Here is a 15,941-nt window from a genome sequence, read left to right on the forward strand (position 1 = left end):
TAGCGCCTAGCCACCAATTTTGGCCCAAGTATCGCGTAGACCTACAGTGCGGTTAAACACTAGAGCTTCGGGGCTTGAATCTACGCTATCGGCACAAAAGTAACCTTGGCGTTCAAACTGGTAGGCTTGCTCTGCCTTGGCAGACACTAGGCTTGGCTCTACAAAACCACGTTTAACCACTAATGAATCTGGGTTAAGCACCGCGGTGAAGTCTTCTTCGGCCGCTGGGTTTGCTACCGAGAATAAACGGTCGTACAAGCGAATTTCAGCAGGTTTTGCGTGCTCAGCAGAAACCCAATGAATAACGCCTTTTGGCTTACGCCCATCTTCTGGATTTTTGCCTAAGGTCGTTTCGTCGTAGCTACAATAAACCGTGGTTACATTGCCGTTTTCATCTTTGTCACAACGCTCAGCTTTAATCATATAAGCATTACGTAGGCGCACTTCTTTGCCGATCACTAAACGCTTGAACTTTTTGTTGGCTTCTTCACGGAAATCTTCCGCTTCAATATAAAGTTCGCGACTAAATGGCACTTCACGCTCGCCCATGTCTTCACTTGGGTGAATAGGTGCAGACAGTTGCTCAAGCTTATCTTCTGGGTAGTTTTCAATCACTACTTTAATAGGGTCAAGTACTGCCATCGCACGGGGTGCATTGGCATTAAGATCTTCTCGAATACAGGCTTCCAACATTGGCATTTCTACCATGTTTTCCATTTTAGTCACGCCGATTCGTTTACAAAACTCAACAATAGAGCCTGCGGTATAACCACGGCGACGCAAACCTGCAATGGTTAACATACGCGGATCGTTCCAACCATTCACATGGCCATCCACCACGAGGGTATTAAGCTTACGCTTAGACATTACCGTGTATTCAAGGTTTAAGCGTGAAAACTCATACTGATGAGGCACTGTCTCAATGGTGATGTTCTCTAGTACCCAGTCGTACAAACGGCGGTTATCTTGGAACTCTAAAGTACATAAAGAGTGAGTAATGCCTTCAATCGCATCAGAAATACAGTGAGTAAAATCGTACATTGGGTAAATGCACCATTTATCACCGGTTTGATGGTGATGAGCAAAGCGTACTCGATAAATCACTGGATCGCGCATACACATGAACGAAGAGCTCATATCAATTTTGGCGCGCAATGAACACTCACCTTCTTTGAATTCACCAGCACGCATCTTTCTAAACAATGCTAGATTCTCTTCAATAGATGTATCACGGTAAGGGCTATTTTTACCTGGCTTACTTAAGGTGCCACGGTACTCTCTGGCTTCATCTGCGTTTAAGAAACAAACAAAGGCCAAGCCCTTTTGGATCAACTCTTCGGCATAAGCGTATAGTTGGTCAAAATAGTTTGAGGAATAACACACCTCGCCATCCCACTCAAAGCCAAGCCACTTAACGTCTTGTTGAATAGAGTTAACGTAGTCAATGTCTTCTTTTTCAGGGTTGGTATCATCGAAACGCAAATTACATGCGCCCTGGTAGTCTTGAGCAATACCAAAGTTCAAACAAATCGACTTAGCATGGCCGATGTGTAAGTAACCATTTGGCTCCGGTGGGAAACGCGTATGCACAGAGTCATGCTTTCCGGATTTAAGATCTTCATCAATGATGTGACGAATGAAATTGCTAGGGCGATTTTCCGCCTCACTCATACCAGCCTACCTATAAATAATTAAACGCTAATTAAAGCCGTATAATCACTGATTCTTAGGCTTAGTACAAGCAACCATCGAACAAGCGTTGAAAAGATCGCCTCACGCCCTTGTTCGACATCAGCAACTCAGCCTTAAGAGGCCAAAATTGATTGGTTTTTCACCAAGTTTTTTGTTGCTAGCTCCATCTCACACCGCCACTGCATTGCTTGGCGATTGAAGCTATCACCAGTTAGATTTAATCGGTATTTATTTGTTGATGATTCTCGCTAGTCGATGGCGAATTTTTCGCCATGGTTTATAGTCAATATAGGTCACTGTTGATAATTAAGGGAATATATTATGCGTTTGATAAGTTTAGGTTTTAGCCTACTACTGCTGTTTGCATGTTCAAGCCAACCTACTTGGGATGGCATGTCTGAATCTGAAATTGCCGCCTGGAAAGAAATTGGCGTAAATGTAGAGCAAGTACAAACCTATGTACGAGCTGGCATCAGCCAGCCGCAAGTGAAAGAATTTATAGACCAAAACTTTAGCGACCCCAATGAGATTACGGCTTGGGCTAAAGCGTTTAGCGCTGTTGACGCTAGAGGCTGGATAGATTCAGGCTTTGATCTTTCTTCAGCCACAGCGTGGGCAGCTAAAAAATTCTCCTTTGAAGAAGCAAGCGCTTGGAAATCTGCTGATTTCGATTTAGATGGCGCAGTGGATAACCGTGATAGAGGTTTAACCCCGGTAAAATAGCTTTAAGCCTCAAAGTGAAGGTGTTTACTCTATCTGAGTAGACACCTCGCCTAAACCATCAATGCTCACCACCACTTTATCTCCGCTCTTTAAAGCTTTAGTTCTTCCAGGTGTGCCGGTAAAAATCACGTCATAGGGATGTAGCTGCACATATTGGCTAATGTAGCTGACGATGTCTTCAACAGAGTGAATCATGTTGGCCGAGGTTTCTTGCTGAACTACTTCGCCATTTAACTTAGTGGTTACAGTAAACTGGTTACCACCCATAACTTGCGTTATCCAAGGAGAAATAGGCGCAAAGCCATCGGCTCCCTTAGCTCGCCACCATTGTAAATCTCGACCTTGCCAAGAGCGCTCAGTGAGATCATTACCAACGGTATAGCCAAATATGCAATCTTTGGCATTTTGCTTGGTAACTTTTGAACAGGTTTTACCAATCACAACCACCAGCTCTCCCTCAAAATGCACATTACGCGCATCTTTTGGAAACTGTATTGGGCCTCCAATGCTCAAGGAACTATGCGACTTATAGAATATTTCCGGCTTACTGGCACCGGCATCTCCAGCGTGGCTGCGATAATTTAAGCCCACCGCAAATACAGTGGCTGGTTTAATCGGCATTAAGTATTTGGCCTCAGCTATAGGCGATGACTGACCGTTAACTTCGCCGCTTTCTATGGGTGAAGCGTTAAGGTGCAGTAAGTTATCACCGGCGTGCTTAACCCAAGTGTTGACACCTTGATGGTCAATTAAAGCAAACTGATCATTCTGCGCAGCAATGGCAGTATTCGAGAGAAATAAAAGCGCGAAGCTAGTCGATAATAGTTTTTTCACAGTTCGTCCTTGAGATTTGGCGTTCAAAATAATTACGCACACAAGCAAACTATAGTTTAGCGTTTAACGACTTTATCTACACTTAAACCCAAACGTTTCGCCAAGCGGCTTAAATTGGCTCTATCAACACCCAGATCTTTAGCTGCCGCTGACCAGCTTCCTTGATGCTTCTCTAAACTCGCTGCCACCAAGTTTTTTTGATATGCGTCTGTGGCTTGGCGCAAGTTAAGGCCCCCCAACGCTAAGCTTTTTGGTGTTGTAGATTCATGCAAAGTCTCTTCCGCAACATCTGCCGATTTAAGCTCGCCACAATCGACAGTGCTAATTCGTACAATGTCTTTGCCACTTTGATAAGCTCGCGCCTTTAGTGCTGCGCGACTAATCAAATGTTCTAGTTCTCGAACATTGCCAGGCCAATCGTAAGCGTTTAGATACGCCACTAAATCACTTTGCAATTTAATTTGTGGAATACCCAACTTCCGCTTAACCAGCTCAACAAAAAAGCCCGCCAGCAACTGAACATCTCCCGCCCTCTCACGTAAAGGTGGTACCAATATTGGGTAAACCGATAAGCGATGATATAAATCGGCGCGAAATCGCCCCTGCTCCACTTCTTTAGCTAAATCGCGGTTGGTGGCTGCTATCACCCTCACATCTACCTTATGAATTTTGTCTTGGCCAAGCGACTGCACCTCTTGATTTTGCAGTACCCGCAATAGCTTACTTTGCGCGGCCAAAGGTAGCTCGCCTATTTCATCGAGGAAAATGGTGCCGCCATCTGCAATGCTAAACTTGCCTGCACGGTTTTTATCAGCGCCAGTAAATGCACCTTTTACATGGCCAAATAACTCACTTTCAATCAAGTTATCAGGCAAAGCCGCACAGTTAACATGCACGATTGGCGCTGTGTAACGGGATGATTGTAGGTGCAGCGAGCGCGCTACTAACTCCTTACCCACACCGGTTTCACCTTGGATCAAAATAGTAAAGTCAGAGGGAGCCACCAGCGCAATTTCTTGTTTTAAGCGCTTCATCACCGAGCTTTCACCCACTATCTCATCACTATTGTGATGCCAAGCGGCTTGATTTAACTCCTCTAACACTTGTTGTGAATGGTGAGCCTGCTGCTCGAGTAAATCTAGGGTTAGGCCGGTATTCAAGCTTGCAGCCGCCATGGCGGAAATAACTTCAAGCGTTCTATTGGGAATGTCATCAAACACTTCAGGCGTAAAGCTATCTAAGGTCAGCACACCAATTAAGTTTTGGTCAAAATACAAGGGTAAGCCCATACAGGCATGCACCGGTAAATCACCCTCTCGGTCAATCAACAAACCATCATAGGGATCAGGCAGCTCACAATTGGCCGGAAAACGCACTGGGGAGTTAGAAGCACAGATTTGTTGAAAGCGAGGGTGCTCCGACAAATAAAAGCGCCTACCTAAGGTATCTCGGCTAAGGCCTTGTAAGGTGAGTGGCTTGAGCAACTCCCCACTTACAGCTAGCAAAGCCACAGCATCACAAGCAATGGTTTTTCGAACAGTATCCAATAAACGGTCGAAACGGTCTTTGCTACTTAAGTTTTGGGCTAAATCTAGGGCCAACTCTATTAAAGCTTTTGAAGATATATCTGACATTATTACTCCTCATTAACACTCATAGTAGTCTTTATGACTCCACCACTCAAGAAGTCAAAATGACTACACAGGTAAGTAGATAGGCGGATTTACTGGCTTTAACGACTTTACATAGTTGGTATGAAGATTGCGATGTATCGAGTAAGTAAAACTAAACTCCAAGTAATTTGTATGAGGGTAGCCCTATGAAACACTTTCCAGTAATTGTAGATTCGAAACAACCGAGCGACTTTCGCCAATATATGCGTTGCATAGTAGGTGGAAACTGGTTAATGCTGGTTTCACTTGTTGTGATCATTTCATCTATTATCATTTCCTACCCCTTAGCACAGGCTTTTTCTATGCCAATGCAAATTACCGCACACATATCTACTATTGTGTTTGCTGGCGTACTGAAAGTGGGTTACGTGTTACGCTGTGTAGGATTCAACGAACTCGGTCATGAGGTTATATAGTGATTAAAATTGCTGAGCCAGATTCAAACAATACTCCCCAACACTGGCATCAACATCCGCTATTGGAATTAGCCTTTCGCCCATTCTTCTTGCTGGCGGCGCTGAGCTCAGCATTTAGCATAGCGCTTTGGGTGCTGCTGTTAAACGGACACATCTTGATTGGCTTTAGCGGCTTAAGTCCTCAGGTTTGGCACGCCCATGAAATGCTAGTTGGCTTTGGCACCACCGTCGCTGTAGGTTTCATTTTAACCGCAGTACAAACTTGGACCGGTCAACCAAGCATTAAAGGCAAAGCGCTGGCGGGCTTGGTGCTATTATGGTGTTTCGCTCGTATAGCCTTTTATATAAACACCGCTGAGAGCGCAATACTCGCAAGTGTATTACAAGGTTTGTGGTGGCTCGCCGTGGTGGTGATTTATAGCAAGCTTGTGTTTGCTGCTCAAAACCGCCGTAACTACATTTTTATCGCTCTATTGTCGGTCATGGGTTTGATAAACTTGGCGATTTTAGCCAGTGACTTGCTCGCCAATACTGCCCTAGCACTACATTTAACTCGAGCCATGGTGTTGTTATTTACCATTATGATGGCCTTGGTGGGCGGCAGAGTAATCCCTTTCTTTACTGTTCGCGGCGCCCAAACCGCAGCCATAGAGTGTCCGGAGTGGATCAACCGCTTAGTAGGTCCATTGGCCATCGCCACTACCGCGGCTTTTATCGCTAGCCACTTTGTGAATGCTTACCACTTGGTACCGCTTAGTTTAATGCTCTTGGGGCTATTACATTTACTCCGCTTAGCTTACTGGCGCAGTATCAATACCCTAAAAGTGCCGCTGTTATGGTCCTTGCACATTTCTTACTTGCTTATGGCTCTAGGTTTAATTGCGCTCGGCGCAAGTTATTACTTTGCTTCGCTAAGCTTTAGCAATGCGCTTCATATTATTACCATTGGGGCCATTAGTTTGATGATTTTTGCCATGATGAGCCGAGTATCGCTGGGCCATACGGGCAGAACCTTGGCAATAAAGCCTGTTATTAGCGCAGCTTTTATACTGTTGATTGCGGCCACGCTAATTCGCGCCTTTTTACCACTGGCAGATGCTTTACTTGCTTGGAATGTAAGTGCCGGGCTTTGGATTATCGCCAGCCTTATTTTCTTGGCCGTATACTTGCCAATTTTATCGACAAAACGCCAAAGCTAAGCATTCATTAGCAAGTACTAGACGCCCTTTATGTATTCTGCGATATTGCAGCAATATAAAAGGGCTTTTTCAAGGAACTCCCAATGTTACTAAGTGTTTGGCTTACTTTTGTAGTCGCTTGCATTGTGTTTAGTATTTCACCAGGAGCTGGCACTGTTGCCACTATTAGCCATTCATTAAGTGGTGGCTTTAAACAAGCCTGTAAAAACATTGCTGGCTTACAACTGGCTCTTGTTACTCATCTAATTATTGTGTCTGTTGGCTTGGGGGCACTATTAGCTTCTTCTGCTGTTGCCTTTACTGCGGTTAAGTACCTAGGTGCCGCCTACCTTCTCTATTTAGGTATTAGTAAATTCCTCGAAAAACCAACGGCATTAACTGGCCAAGAGACAGTTGTAAAGTCCAGTTCGCAACTGATCAAACAGGGCTTTATTGTTAACTTGATGAACCCTAAATCTATCATTTTTCTTGCTGCATTTTTGCCGCAGTTTGTTAACCCGAATCTGGATATGACCGGCCAATACCTGCTATTAGGGTTAACAGTAGTCATGATAGATTGCGCGGTAATGTTTAGTTATGCCACTCTCGCTTCAGCGGTTAAACCTTGGCTAGGTAAAGCCAAGTTTATTGCGTTGCAGAATCGCATCTTTGGTTCACTGTTTGTGATGATGGGTATTGCCCTGGCTAAAGTAGAGCGATAAAACTAGCGCAATAACTAAAAAGCAGTTTTCTTCAAATTAGTTTCGTCTTTTTATCTAGTTGCTCGTCTTATAGATAAATAACCATGATAGCGAGATTGAAATGATTAAAATTGTTAGCTTTAAAATATGCCCTTTTGTTCAGCGTGTAACCGCAGCACTAGAAGCCAAGGGTATTGCCTACCAAATTGAGTACATCAGTTTAAAAGACAAACCCCAGTGGTTTTTAGATATTTCACCTAATGGGCAAGTTCCCGTTCTAGTGACAGATAACAACACTGCGCTGTTTGAATCAGATGCCATTATTGAATACATTGAAGATGAATACGGCCCTCTAAACGATAAGCTTAGTAACGAGCAACGTGCCTTAGACCGAGCGTGGAGTTACTTGGCCAGTAAACACTATTTAAGCCAATGCGGCACCATGGGTAGCAAAACCAAAGAAGATTTTGAACAACGAAGTGAAAACTTGATAAAAGCCTTCGCTAAAGCGGAACAAAAGCTATCAGGCACCAGCCTATTTTTTGGCGCCAATCACTTAGGTAAAGTGGACGTTGCCTGGCTGCCCTTGTTACACCGAGCGCATATTGTTAAACAAAAAACTGGCTTTGACTTTTTGTGTGGCTTACCGAAAATGCAAGCTTGGCAAAACAACTTAATGGCTACAGATTTAGTGAGCAAAACAGTTGCCGAAGACTTTGAAGAAAAATTCAGCAACTTTTACCTCACCAATACCTATTTAGGGGGCAATAGCAATGCTGCTGCGCCAAGCTGCGGTGTAAGTTCTTGCTGCTAAGTGCTTTGCTATAACTTCACGCTTGCTATTGGCTTTTATACTAGGCTAATAGCAAGTCTGTTACCTCTACCAGCATTAAGTAAAATCGATGAACTTAGAATCAGTATGGCAACAATACAGTGATAGTTTAAAAGCCTTTTTGCATGCCAACTTGAGTGATGCTGCCGACGTAGATGATGTGCTACAAGAGATACTGCTTAAAACCTACCAGCACATCAGCCAATTGAAAGATGCCACTAAGGTGAAACCTTGGCTGTTTCAAATCGCCAATAACAGTATTATCGACTTTTATCGCCAGCAGGGTAAAAGCAAAGCACTGCAGCAAGATCAGCTTTGGTATAACCAAGATGAAAGCAATATTCACCAACAGCTTAGTCAGTGTATGTCCCCTTTTATTTACGCCCTACCCGACGAAGAGGCTCAAATGCTGATGAGCATTGAGCTAGAAGGCGTATCTCAAAAAGATTATGCCAAACAACATGAGATGAATTATTCAACCTTGAAATCTCGAGTACAAAAAGCGCGCTTAGAAGTGCTTAAACTATTTCAATCTTGTTGCCAGTTCACCCTCGATTCACAGGGACGACTGGTTGAATATCAGCGTAAAGAAACCACATGCAAAGACTGCTAAAACAGATTAAATCAATAGCTAGAGCATACCTTAATGATATTTGCTAAATACGTTCAAGCTTAGTAGCGTATGAAGATACTGTAACCCCGTTAAAATTTATGAAGTGATTCTATGAACAAGATCCTTAGCATTCTATTCGCAAGCAGCTTTTTAGTTGCTTGCGATAGTAATGAAGTCGCCGATGTCTCTCTAGGTTTACTTACCACCAAAGACATCAAAATAAGTGTATTAAAGGATCCTTTAATCGACGGAGTGACTTGTCACATCGCCAACGTTGAAGCAGATCTAGACTTTGCAGATCCCAGTGATATGTCTATATCCTGTCGCCAAACCGGCGAAATAACCTCAGCTATGTTAGCCAACATTGATATGTCTAAATCAGGTGAAGTTGTTTTTAAAAAGTCCAAAAGCATTCTTTTTAAATCTTTAAAAATTAGACGCATCTTCGACGCCGAATCGCAGACCTTGATGTACTTGTCTTATTCAACCAAAGAAACCTCTGGCAGCTATAAACACAGTTTATCTACAGTACCTTTATGGGGAACCAAAGCCTATAGCAGCGCGGATAGTGTTAACCAGTAGCGACATAATGGCGTTTAAACAAAAAAAGCCCTCTTAGTAAGAGGGCCAAGTATTACAGCACTATCAACAGTTAAGCTCTTGTCATTATTTCGCCGCTAGCAATTTAAGCTCATTAGCAACAAATTCTACGTGCGGACCAATCACCACTTGAACCGCCGTTTTACTAGGAACGATCACTCCTGGAACATGTTTCTTCAATTCACTTACGTTTACTTGGTCACTATCTTTCACTTCCAAACGAAGGCGTGTAGCGCAGTTATCTACTAATACTACGTTGTCGGTTCCACCCAACATGGTAAGTACTAAATCAGCTGTATCGCTATGCGAGCCACCAACGCTTAAGATTGTTTCTTCTTCTGAAGCATCTTCACGACCCGGTGTTTTTAGGTTCATTTTGATGATCATTGTTTTGAAAACAAAGTAGTAAACAGCAAAGAATACTAAACCTTGTGGAATCAACATGTACCAGTTGGTAGCAAGCGGATTACGTGAAGAAAGCACCATGTCAACCAAGCCTGCGCTAAATCCAAAGCCTGCCATCCATTGCATCGATGCTGCGATAAATACCGAGATACCGGTAAGTAAAGCGTGTACAACATACAGCACTGGGGCTACGAACATAAAGGCAAACTCAAGCGGCTCAGTTACGCCGGTAAAGAATGAGGCCGTAGCAGCAGCAATCATAATTGAGGCTACTTTAGCTTTGTTTTCTGCTTTAGCAGTGTGGTAAATCGCCAAGGCAGCGCCTGGTAAACCAAACATCATGATTGGGAAGAAGCCAGCCATGTAGCGGCCTGTTTCGCCCGGTACAGCATCCGAAGCAACACTTAAGAATTTACCTAAGTCATTAATGCCAGCCATATCAAACCAGAACACTGCATTAAGTGCATGGTGCAAGCCAACAGGGATTAGCAAACGGTTAAAGAAGCCATAGATACCAGCACCCACCGAGCCCATACCCGTGATACTTTCACCAAAGCTAACTAAGCCGCCAAAAATAAGTGGCCAGATGTACATCAATACAAAGGCAACCGCGATACCCGCTACCGAGGTAAGAATAGGAACAAGACGTTTGCCGCTAAAAAACGACAAGGCTTTATGCAGTTCAACTTGATAGAAGCGGTTATACAGCTCGGCCGCCATAATACCGCTAATAATACCAACAAATTGGTTTTCAATTTTTGAGAAAGCCAGTGTGCTTGATTCATTTAATGTGACTAAGCCAATTTGCTCTACCGCGCCAGGCGAAAGCAAAGTGGTAATCACCATATAACCAATAAAGCCGGCTAACGCAGCTGCACCGTCTTTATCACGAGACATACCATAAGCAATACCAATGGCGAACAATACCGACATATTATCGATAATGGCAGCACCAGACTTAATTAAAAATGCCGCTAAGGCGCTATTGCCGCCCCATCCGTTTGGATCGATCCAGTACCCTATTCCCATTAAAATGGCCGCAGCAGGTAGCACTGCAACGGGCACCATTAAGGCTCGACCAATTTTTTGTAAATAGCTAAACATAGTATCCCTCATTATGGTTATTAATAACCAAATTCAATTTTCCAGTAGCATTTGCCAATTCGACCTTGGTGGTCATTTCTAAGCGTTGTGTTGATTAATGTTCCACCAAGAACTTAATTCGCAGTGTAAATAATAAAAATTCACACGCAAATAAAGAACCGCAAAAGTGTGACAAAAGCCCAAAGAAATCCGGCTAAAAAGTGCTTTTAGTCACACTTAAACGAAAACTTATTTTTCAAAGAGAATTAAATTGCTAAACTAAGCCTAAATTTAGTGGAGAACTATCATGAGATTAATACCCCTACTCGACAAAACCCAAGTGGGACAATGGTCTGCCCTTTATATCGCGGAGAAAATTAAGTCTTACAAGCCTACCGCTGAACGACCATTTGTATTAGGTTGCCCAACCGGCGGTACTCCGCTAGCCACCTACCAACACTTAATTGAGTTACATAAGCAAGGCGAGTTAAGTTTTGAACACGTTGTTACTTTTAATATGGATGAATATGTCGGGATCCCCAGCGACCACCCCGAAAGCTACTACAGCTTTATGCATAACAACTTTTTCTCACACATAGACATCCCCGCAGAAAACATTAACTTGCTTGATGGAAACGCAGAAGACCTAGAAGCAGAGTGCGCCAGATACGAAGCAAAAATTAAGCAATACGGAAAAATAAACTTATTTATGGGTGGTGTTGGTGTAGACGGCCACATTGCTTTTAACGAACCGGCTTCGTCTTTGGCCTCTAGAACACGGGTTAAAACACTGACTGAAGATACCCGCATGGTAAATTCACGCTTCTTCGACAACTTAGAACAAGTGCCAAAACTGGCGCTCACCGTTGGAGTTGGAACCCTACTTGATTCCGAAGAAATACTCATATTGGTGACCGGACACAACAAAGCCCAAGCACTAGAAGCCGCTGTAGAAGGCAGCGTGAATCATCTTTGGACTATTTCTGCCCTACAACTTCATCCTAAAGCGATGATAGTATGTGACCAACCTTCCACTATGGAATTGAAAGTAAAAACAGTACGTTACTTTCATGAGCTGGAAGCTGAAAACATTAAGAACATTTAGGATTAGCCAATGATGTACGCCCTAACCAATGCATTAGTATTTGATGGTAGTGAATTACTTAACGGCTATTCAGTGCTTATTGAGAACAACAAAATCAGTTCGGTGGTGCCTAATCAGCAAGTATCACCACAAATTAACAGCATAGACTTAAATGGCTCGGTACTTTGCCCAGGTTTTATCGACCTACAGCTAAACGGCTGCGGTGGAGTGATGCTCAATGGCGACTTTACTAGCGCTAACTTAGATCGCATGCATCAAACTAATTTAAGAAGTGGCGCGACTAACTTTATGCCTACCCTTATCACCACCAATGATCAGGAAATGGAGCAAGCTGTTGCTGTATCTAGAGAACATAGCCAACACCACGGCACTGTTAATTTAGGTCTTCACTTAGAGGGCCCCTACTTAAGTGTTGATAAGAAAGGCATTCATAGCGAAAAGCTGATTCGCCAACTCAACCAACAACGCTTGCGCTTTTTACTCGACAATCATGACGCAGTAAAAAAAGTTACCCTTGCACCAGAGCAAGTTGAACTATCTAGCATCGCGGCCCTTAAAGAAGCCGGAATATTAGTCTCTTTAGGCCATACCAACGCCAACTACCAGCAAGCCAGTGAAGCTATAGAAGCAGGCGCTGGCTTTGCCACTCACCTGTTTAATGCCATGAGCCCAATGACCGGACGAGAGCCTGGTGTTGTAGGCGCGATTTTTGACCACAATCTCTATGCTGGCATCATCGTAGATGGACACCACGTCTCTAACGCCAACGTGCGAATAGCGAAACGCTTATTGCGCCACAAACTGTGCTTAGTTAGTGACGCAACCGCAGCAGCTGGTGCCGATATAAGCAGCTTTGATTTTGTTGGACGTAAGATCACAGTTCAAGATGGGATTTGCTTTGGCGATGATGGTACACTCGGCGGTTCTGCTTTAACCATGATTGAAGCAGTAAAAAACTGCGTACAATCAGTAGGTTTATCTCTTCGAGATAGTTTAAGAATGGCTTCTTTGTACCCAGCAACCGCAATTAACAGGGATCAAGACTTAGGCAGAATCAAGGCAGGTTACGCCGCAAACTTAACCGCTTTTGATCAAGATTTTAATGTCACCCTTGCAATTAGCGACGGCCAATTGACTCAGTTTTAATCAAAAAAATGAATGATAAATTAATCGTAAATGTAGATAAAGTTAAGCAAGTAAATACTGCTGCAGTATACGGCATGATTGACCAACAAGGGCCAATCTCGCGGGTAAAAATTGCAGAGCAAAGCCAGCTAGCGCCTGCCAGCGTGACTAAAATCACTCGCCAACTGCTAGCAACCGGTTTAGTTAAAGAAGTAGCCCAACAGGCCTCTACCGGAGGGCGCCGCGCTATCTCTTTAATGGCAGAACAAGGCAGTTACTTCTTTATCTCGGTACGATTGGGTCGTGGAGCTTTAGATATCTCGCTATTTGACTTAAGCGGTATATCTCATGCCCACGACAAATTGTCGGTAAACGAGCTTGAGCAAGATCCGTTAACCAAAGAGCTACTAGACAAAATCGCTGGTTTCATTTCACAACATGTTAGCGAACAAAAACAACTTATCGCCGTAGCAGTAACCTTGTCTGGTTTAGTTAATCCTGGAGAAGGTATCGTAGTTTATACCCCACACTACCAACTACGTGATTGCCCGCTAGGTGAAATGATCGAGAGCCGCTTCGGCTTACCTGCTTATATCGGTAACGATACTCGCGCAATGGCACTAGCAGAACACTATTTTGGCGCGACCAAAGACTGTTTAGATTCGATACTCATAACAGTGCATAGCGGCACTAGCGCGGGCATCATTGTTAATGGCCAAGTATTTATGAGCCAACACCGCGATGTTGGCGAAATTGGCCATATTCAAGTAGATCCATTAGGCAAAAAGTGCCAGTGTGGCAATGTGGGTTGTCTCGAAACTATTGTCTCTAACACTGCCATTGTAGCGCGTTTGCGGGAGCTAATTGAGCAAGGCAGCCCCAGCATTCTTCAAACGGGCTTTAACATTGAAGACGTATGTTTTGCTGCTAAGCAAGGTGACATGTTATGCCGCCAAGTACTGCAACGCGTCGCCACAGTATTAGGCAGCAGCATTGCTATCGCGATTAACTTATTTCACCCGCAAAAAATTGTCTTAGCCGGTGAAATAATGGCTGCTGAAGAAATTTTAGTACCCACCATTAAGCAATGTATTCAGCATCAAGCCTTAAGCTCTTTTGCCGATGACTTGCCCGTGCAGGCGGCACACTTTCAAAACAACCCTACCATTGGTGGCCTAGCGCTAGTTAAGCGAGCCCTGCTCGACGGCAGCTTATTGATCCGCTTAATCAATCAAAAGCCGGAATAAGCAAAAGAATGTAGCGCAGCAACTAATCAGCAAACTGGAACTTAAAACACTGTAAAGCATAGGAATGATTGATATTTTTATGCTTTACTTGTGAGGTCTATGCAAAAGGATTGCTTAATGCGGATATTCTCACCTCGAACCGTTGTAATCAGCAGCGGTTTTTTCACCTGCGCTCTGATGGTTTACATCGCCTTTATGCTGCTCTCAGCAGATATTAGTGAAAGCCAACGCCGCTACGCCCACAATACCATTACCCTCACTCAAACAGTTATTTACGACTCCCTTCAAGCTTTAGACGACCTAGAAAAGCTAGATATAAATGATTGCAGTGAAGCCTCTCTCACTAAAATGCGCCAAACAGTATACTTAAGCAGTTATATACGTGATGTAGGCTTATTAAAAGACGAGCGACTCCTTTGTACCAGTGTTGGCGGCTTACTCAAAGAGCCGGTAACTTTAGACCCTCCGTCTTTTTCTACCTCTCTAGGTTTTGATATTTGGCTTAATACGCAGCTCATCATCTTTGATTACCTGCATTCAGGTGTGGTAATTCGCCGGGGCAACTTTAATGTTGTAATTGATAACAGTACCTTTGCGCCGCTCGAATATGGTGATAATCAATGGGAACTAGTGTCAGATAGAAAAGAAAATGCCATTCATCTCACCGGCACCCAAGGCATTTATAAAGACACCGGCACCTTGGTTTATGAGGAAGTCACCGACAACTATCACTACTTCCACCGCTGCAGCGAAAACTACGATTTTTGTATCGCTCTTAGCCTTTACAATTACACCCTAATTAAAAACAAAGCCTGGTTTCTGGTCTTCTCGATTTTATTCAGCCTAGCCTTTGGAATCTTAGCTAGCATCGGCTCTGAATCATTATTTAAACGCCACAGCAGCACCAACTCTCGACTACGTCGAGGTTTACGTAAACAGTATTTTTATTATCAAGTTCAGCCATTGGTGGACTTAAAAACTAAACGAGTGATTGGCGGTGAGGTATTAGCACGCTTTAAGGATCCGCATGGCGAACTTTATCCAGACCAATTTATTGGTGAGATCCGCGCCTTAAAACTCACTTGGCCGTTTACTTTATTAGTGATGAAGAATGCGCTGAAGGACTTACAGGCCACGGGTGCAATCCGAAATGATTGCAAAATTAGCTTTAATATTTTTCCTAACGACGTTGAAAACAACAACATCGACGAGTTAAAAAACCTGCAGGAGATAAAAGATTTCTCGGGTAATATCACTCTAGAGATAACTGAAGATTTGCAGCTAGACAGCTTAGTCGCCAACCAAAATATTAACCGAGTCATCAAACAAGGTTTTGAAGTAGCCATTGACGACTTTGGTACCGGCTACTCTAATCTTGCACAACTCAAAAGTTTTCGCTGCCAATACTTAAAAATAGACAAGAGCTTTGTATTCGATTTGGAAGCTGGCTCTATCCGCTCTTCACTGGTGCCGCACATGGTAGATATTGCGCATAAATCAGATTTAAAAGTGATTGCAGAAGGCATAGAAAACATTATGCAAAGCAAAGTGCTAGAAGATCTAGGTGTTGAATATGGCCAAGGCTGGATGTTTGGCAAGCCAATGTCGGTAGAAAAATTTATAGAAGCCTATCAACGCACTAATAAACCTGACGAAGGCTCCTCGCCCAAGCTCTGATAGTTTTGCCGACTACACTCCAAACATGAAAAAGGAC

Annotated in this window: 15 protein-coding genes; 11 read left to right on the forward strand and 4 right to left on the reverse strand. The window is 43.5% G+C overall.

What is annotated here, in order from left to right; all coding sequences use genetic code 11:
- Window positions 1–6 precede the first annotated feature (6 nt).
- On the reverse strand, window positions 7–1,671 hold the full coding sequence (gene glnS, locus G6R11_RS08720; RefSeq protein ID WP_163132689.1) for a glutamine--tRNA ligase: 1,665 nt from the start codon (window positions 1,669–1,671) through the stop codon (window positions 7–9).
- A 342-nt stretch (window positions 1,672–2,013) separates the two neighbouring features.
- Between glnS and G6R11_RS08725 the strand changes: the two genes are divergently transcribed.
- A complete protein-coding gene (locus G6R11_RS08725; protein WP_163132690.1) occupies window positions 2,014–2,415 on the forward strand; it encodes a hypothetical protein in 402 nt (133 codons plus the stop codon).
- Window positions 2,416–2,439: 24 nt separating this feature from the next.
- Here the strand turns inward: G6R11_RS08725 and G6R11_RS08730 are convergent, their stop codons facing one another.
- A complete protein-coding gene (locus G6R11_RS08730; protein WP_163132691.1) occupies window positions 2,440–3,249 on the reverse strand; it encodes a fumarylacetoacetate hydrolase family protein in 810 nt (269 codons plus the stop codon).
- Between the two features lie 56 nt (window positions 3,250–3,305).
- On the reverse strand, window positions 3,306–4,883 hold the full coding sequence (norR, locus tag G6R11_RS08735; protein ID WP_163132692.1) for a nitric oxide reductase transcriptional regulator NorR: 1,578 nt from the start codon (window positions 4,881–4,883) through the stop codon (window positions 3,306–3,308).
- 185 nt (window positions 4,884–5,068) lie between these two features.
- Here norR and G6R11_RS08740 point away from each other — a divergent pair, with 185 nt between their 5' ends.
- From G6R11_RS08740 to G6R11_RS08765, 6 genes are all read left to right on the forward strand, one after another.
- Window positions 5,069–5,338, forward strand: a complete 270-nt coding sequence (locus G6R11_RS08740; protein WP_163132693.1) for a hypothetical protein — start codon at window positions 5,069–5,071, stop codon at window positions 5,336–5,338.
- Window positions 5,338–6,537 (forward strand): NnrS family protein, encoded by a 1,200-nt coding sequence (locus tag G6R11_RS08745; protein WP_163132694.1) that lies wholly within the window; start codon window positions 5,338–5,340, stop codon window positions 6,535–6,537. Before G6R11_RS08740 ends, G6R11_RS08745 begins: the two co-directional genes overlap by 1 nt.
- 83 nt (window positions 6,538–6,620) lie before the next feature.
- Window positions 6,621–7,238, forward strand: a complete 618-nt coding sequence (gene rhtB / locus G6R11_RS08750) for a homoserine/homoserine lactone efflux protein (protein WP_163132695.1) — start codon at window positions 6,621–6,623, stop codon at window positions 7,236–7,238.
- 100 nt (window positions 7,239–7,338) lie between these two features.
- Window positions 7,339–8,031: a glutathione S-transferase family protein gene (locus tag G6R11_RS08755; protein ID WP_163132696.1), complete on the forward strand. Its 693-nt coding sequence runs from the start codon at window positions 7,339–7,341 to the stop codon at window positions 8,029–8,031.
- 88 nt (window positions 8,032–8,119) lie between these two features.
- Window positions 8,120–8,662, forward strand: coding sequence for an RNA polymerase sigma factor SigZ (sigZ, locus tag G6R11_RS08760; protein WP_163132697.1), 543 nt, complete (start codon window positions 8,120–8,122; stop codon window positions 8,660–8,662).
- 111 nt (window positions 8,663–8,773) lie between these two features.
- Window positions 8,774–9,244, forward strand: a complete 471-nt coding sequence (locus tag G6R11_RS08765; RefSeq protein WP_163132698.1) for a CreA family protein — start codon at window positions 8,774–8,776, stop codon at window positions 9,242–9,244.
- Window positions 9,245–9,328: 84 nt separating this feature from the next.
- Here the strand turns inward: G6R11_RS08765 and nagE are convergent, their stop codons facing one another.
- Window positions 9,329–10,771: an N-acetylglucosamine-specific PTS transporter subunit IIBC gene (gene nagE, locus G6R11_RS08770; protein ID WP_163132699.1), complete on the reverse strand. Its 1,443-nt coding sequence runs from the start codon at window positions 10,769–10,771 to the stop codon at window positions 9,329–9,331.
- Between the two features lie 286 nt (window positions 10,772–11,057).
- On the opposite strand from nagE, the gene nagB reads away from it, so the two are divergent.
- The 4 genes from nagB to G6R11_RS08790 all read left to right on the forward strand — a co-directional run bounded on the left by nagB (window position 11,058) and on the right by G6R11_RS08790 (window position 15,904).
- Window positions 11,058–11,855 (forward strand): glucosamine-6-phosphate deaminase, encoded by a 798-nt coding sequence (gene nagB / locus G6R11_RS08775; RefSeq protein WP_163132700.1) that lies wholly within the window; start codon window positions 11,058–11,060, stop codon window positions 11,853–11,855.
- Window positions 11,856–11,864: 9 nt separating this feature from the next.
- A complete protein-coding gene (nagA, locus tag G6R11_RS08780; protein WP_240352428.1) occupies window positions 11,865–13,001 on the forward strand; it encodes an N-acetylglucosamine-6-phosphate deacetylase in 1,137 nt (378 codons plus the stop codon).
- 8 nt (window positions 13,002–13,009) lie between these two features.
- Complete coding sequence (locus tag G6R11_RS08785; protein WP_163132701.1) at window positions 13,010–14,227, forward strand: ROK family protein; 1,218 nt, start codon at window positions 13,010–13,012, stop codon at window positions 14,225–14,227.
- Window positions 14,228–14,344: 117 nt separating this feature from the next.
- Window positions 14,345–15,904 (forward strand): EAL domain-containing protein, encoded by a 1,560-nt coding sequence (locus G6R11_RS08790; RefSeq protein WP_163132702.1) that lies wholly within the window; start codon window positions 14,345–14,347, stop codon window positions 15,902–15,904.
- Window positions 15,905–15,941 lie beyond the last annotated feature (37 nt).

The organism is Agarivorans sp. Alg241-V36, from assembly GCF_900537085.1.
In the GTDB taxonomy this organism is placed as follows: Bacteria; Pseudomonadota; Gammaproteobacteria; order Enterobacterales; family Celerinatantimonadaceae; genus Agarivorans.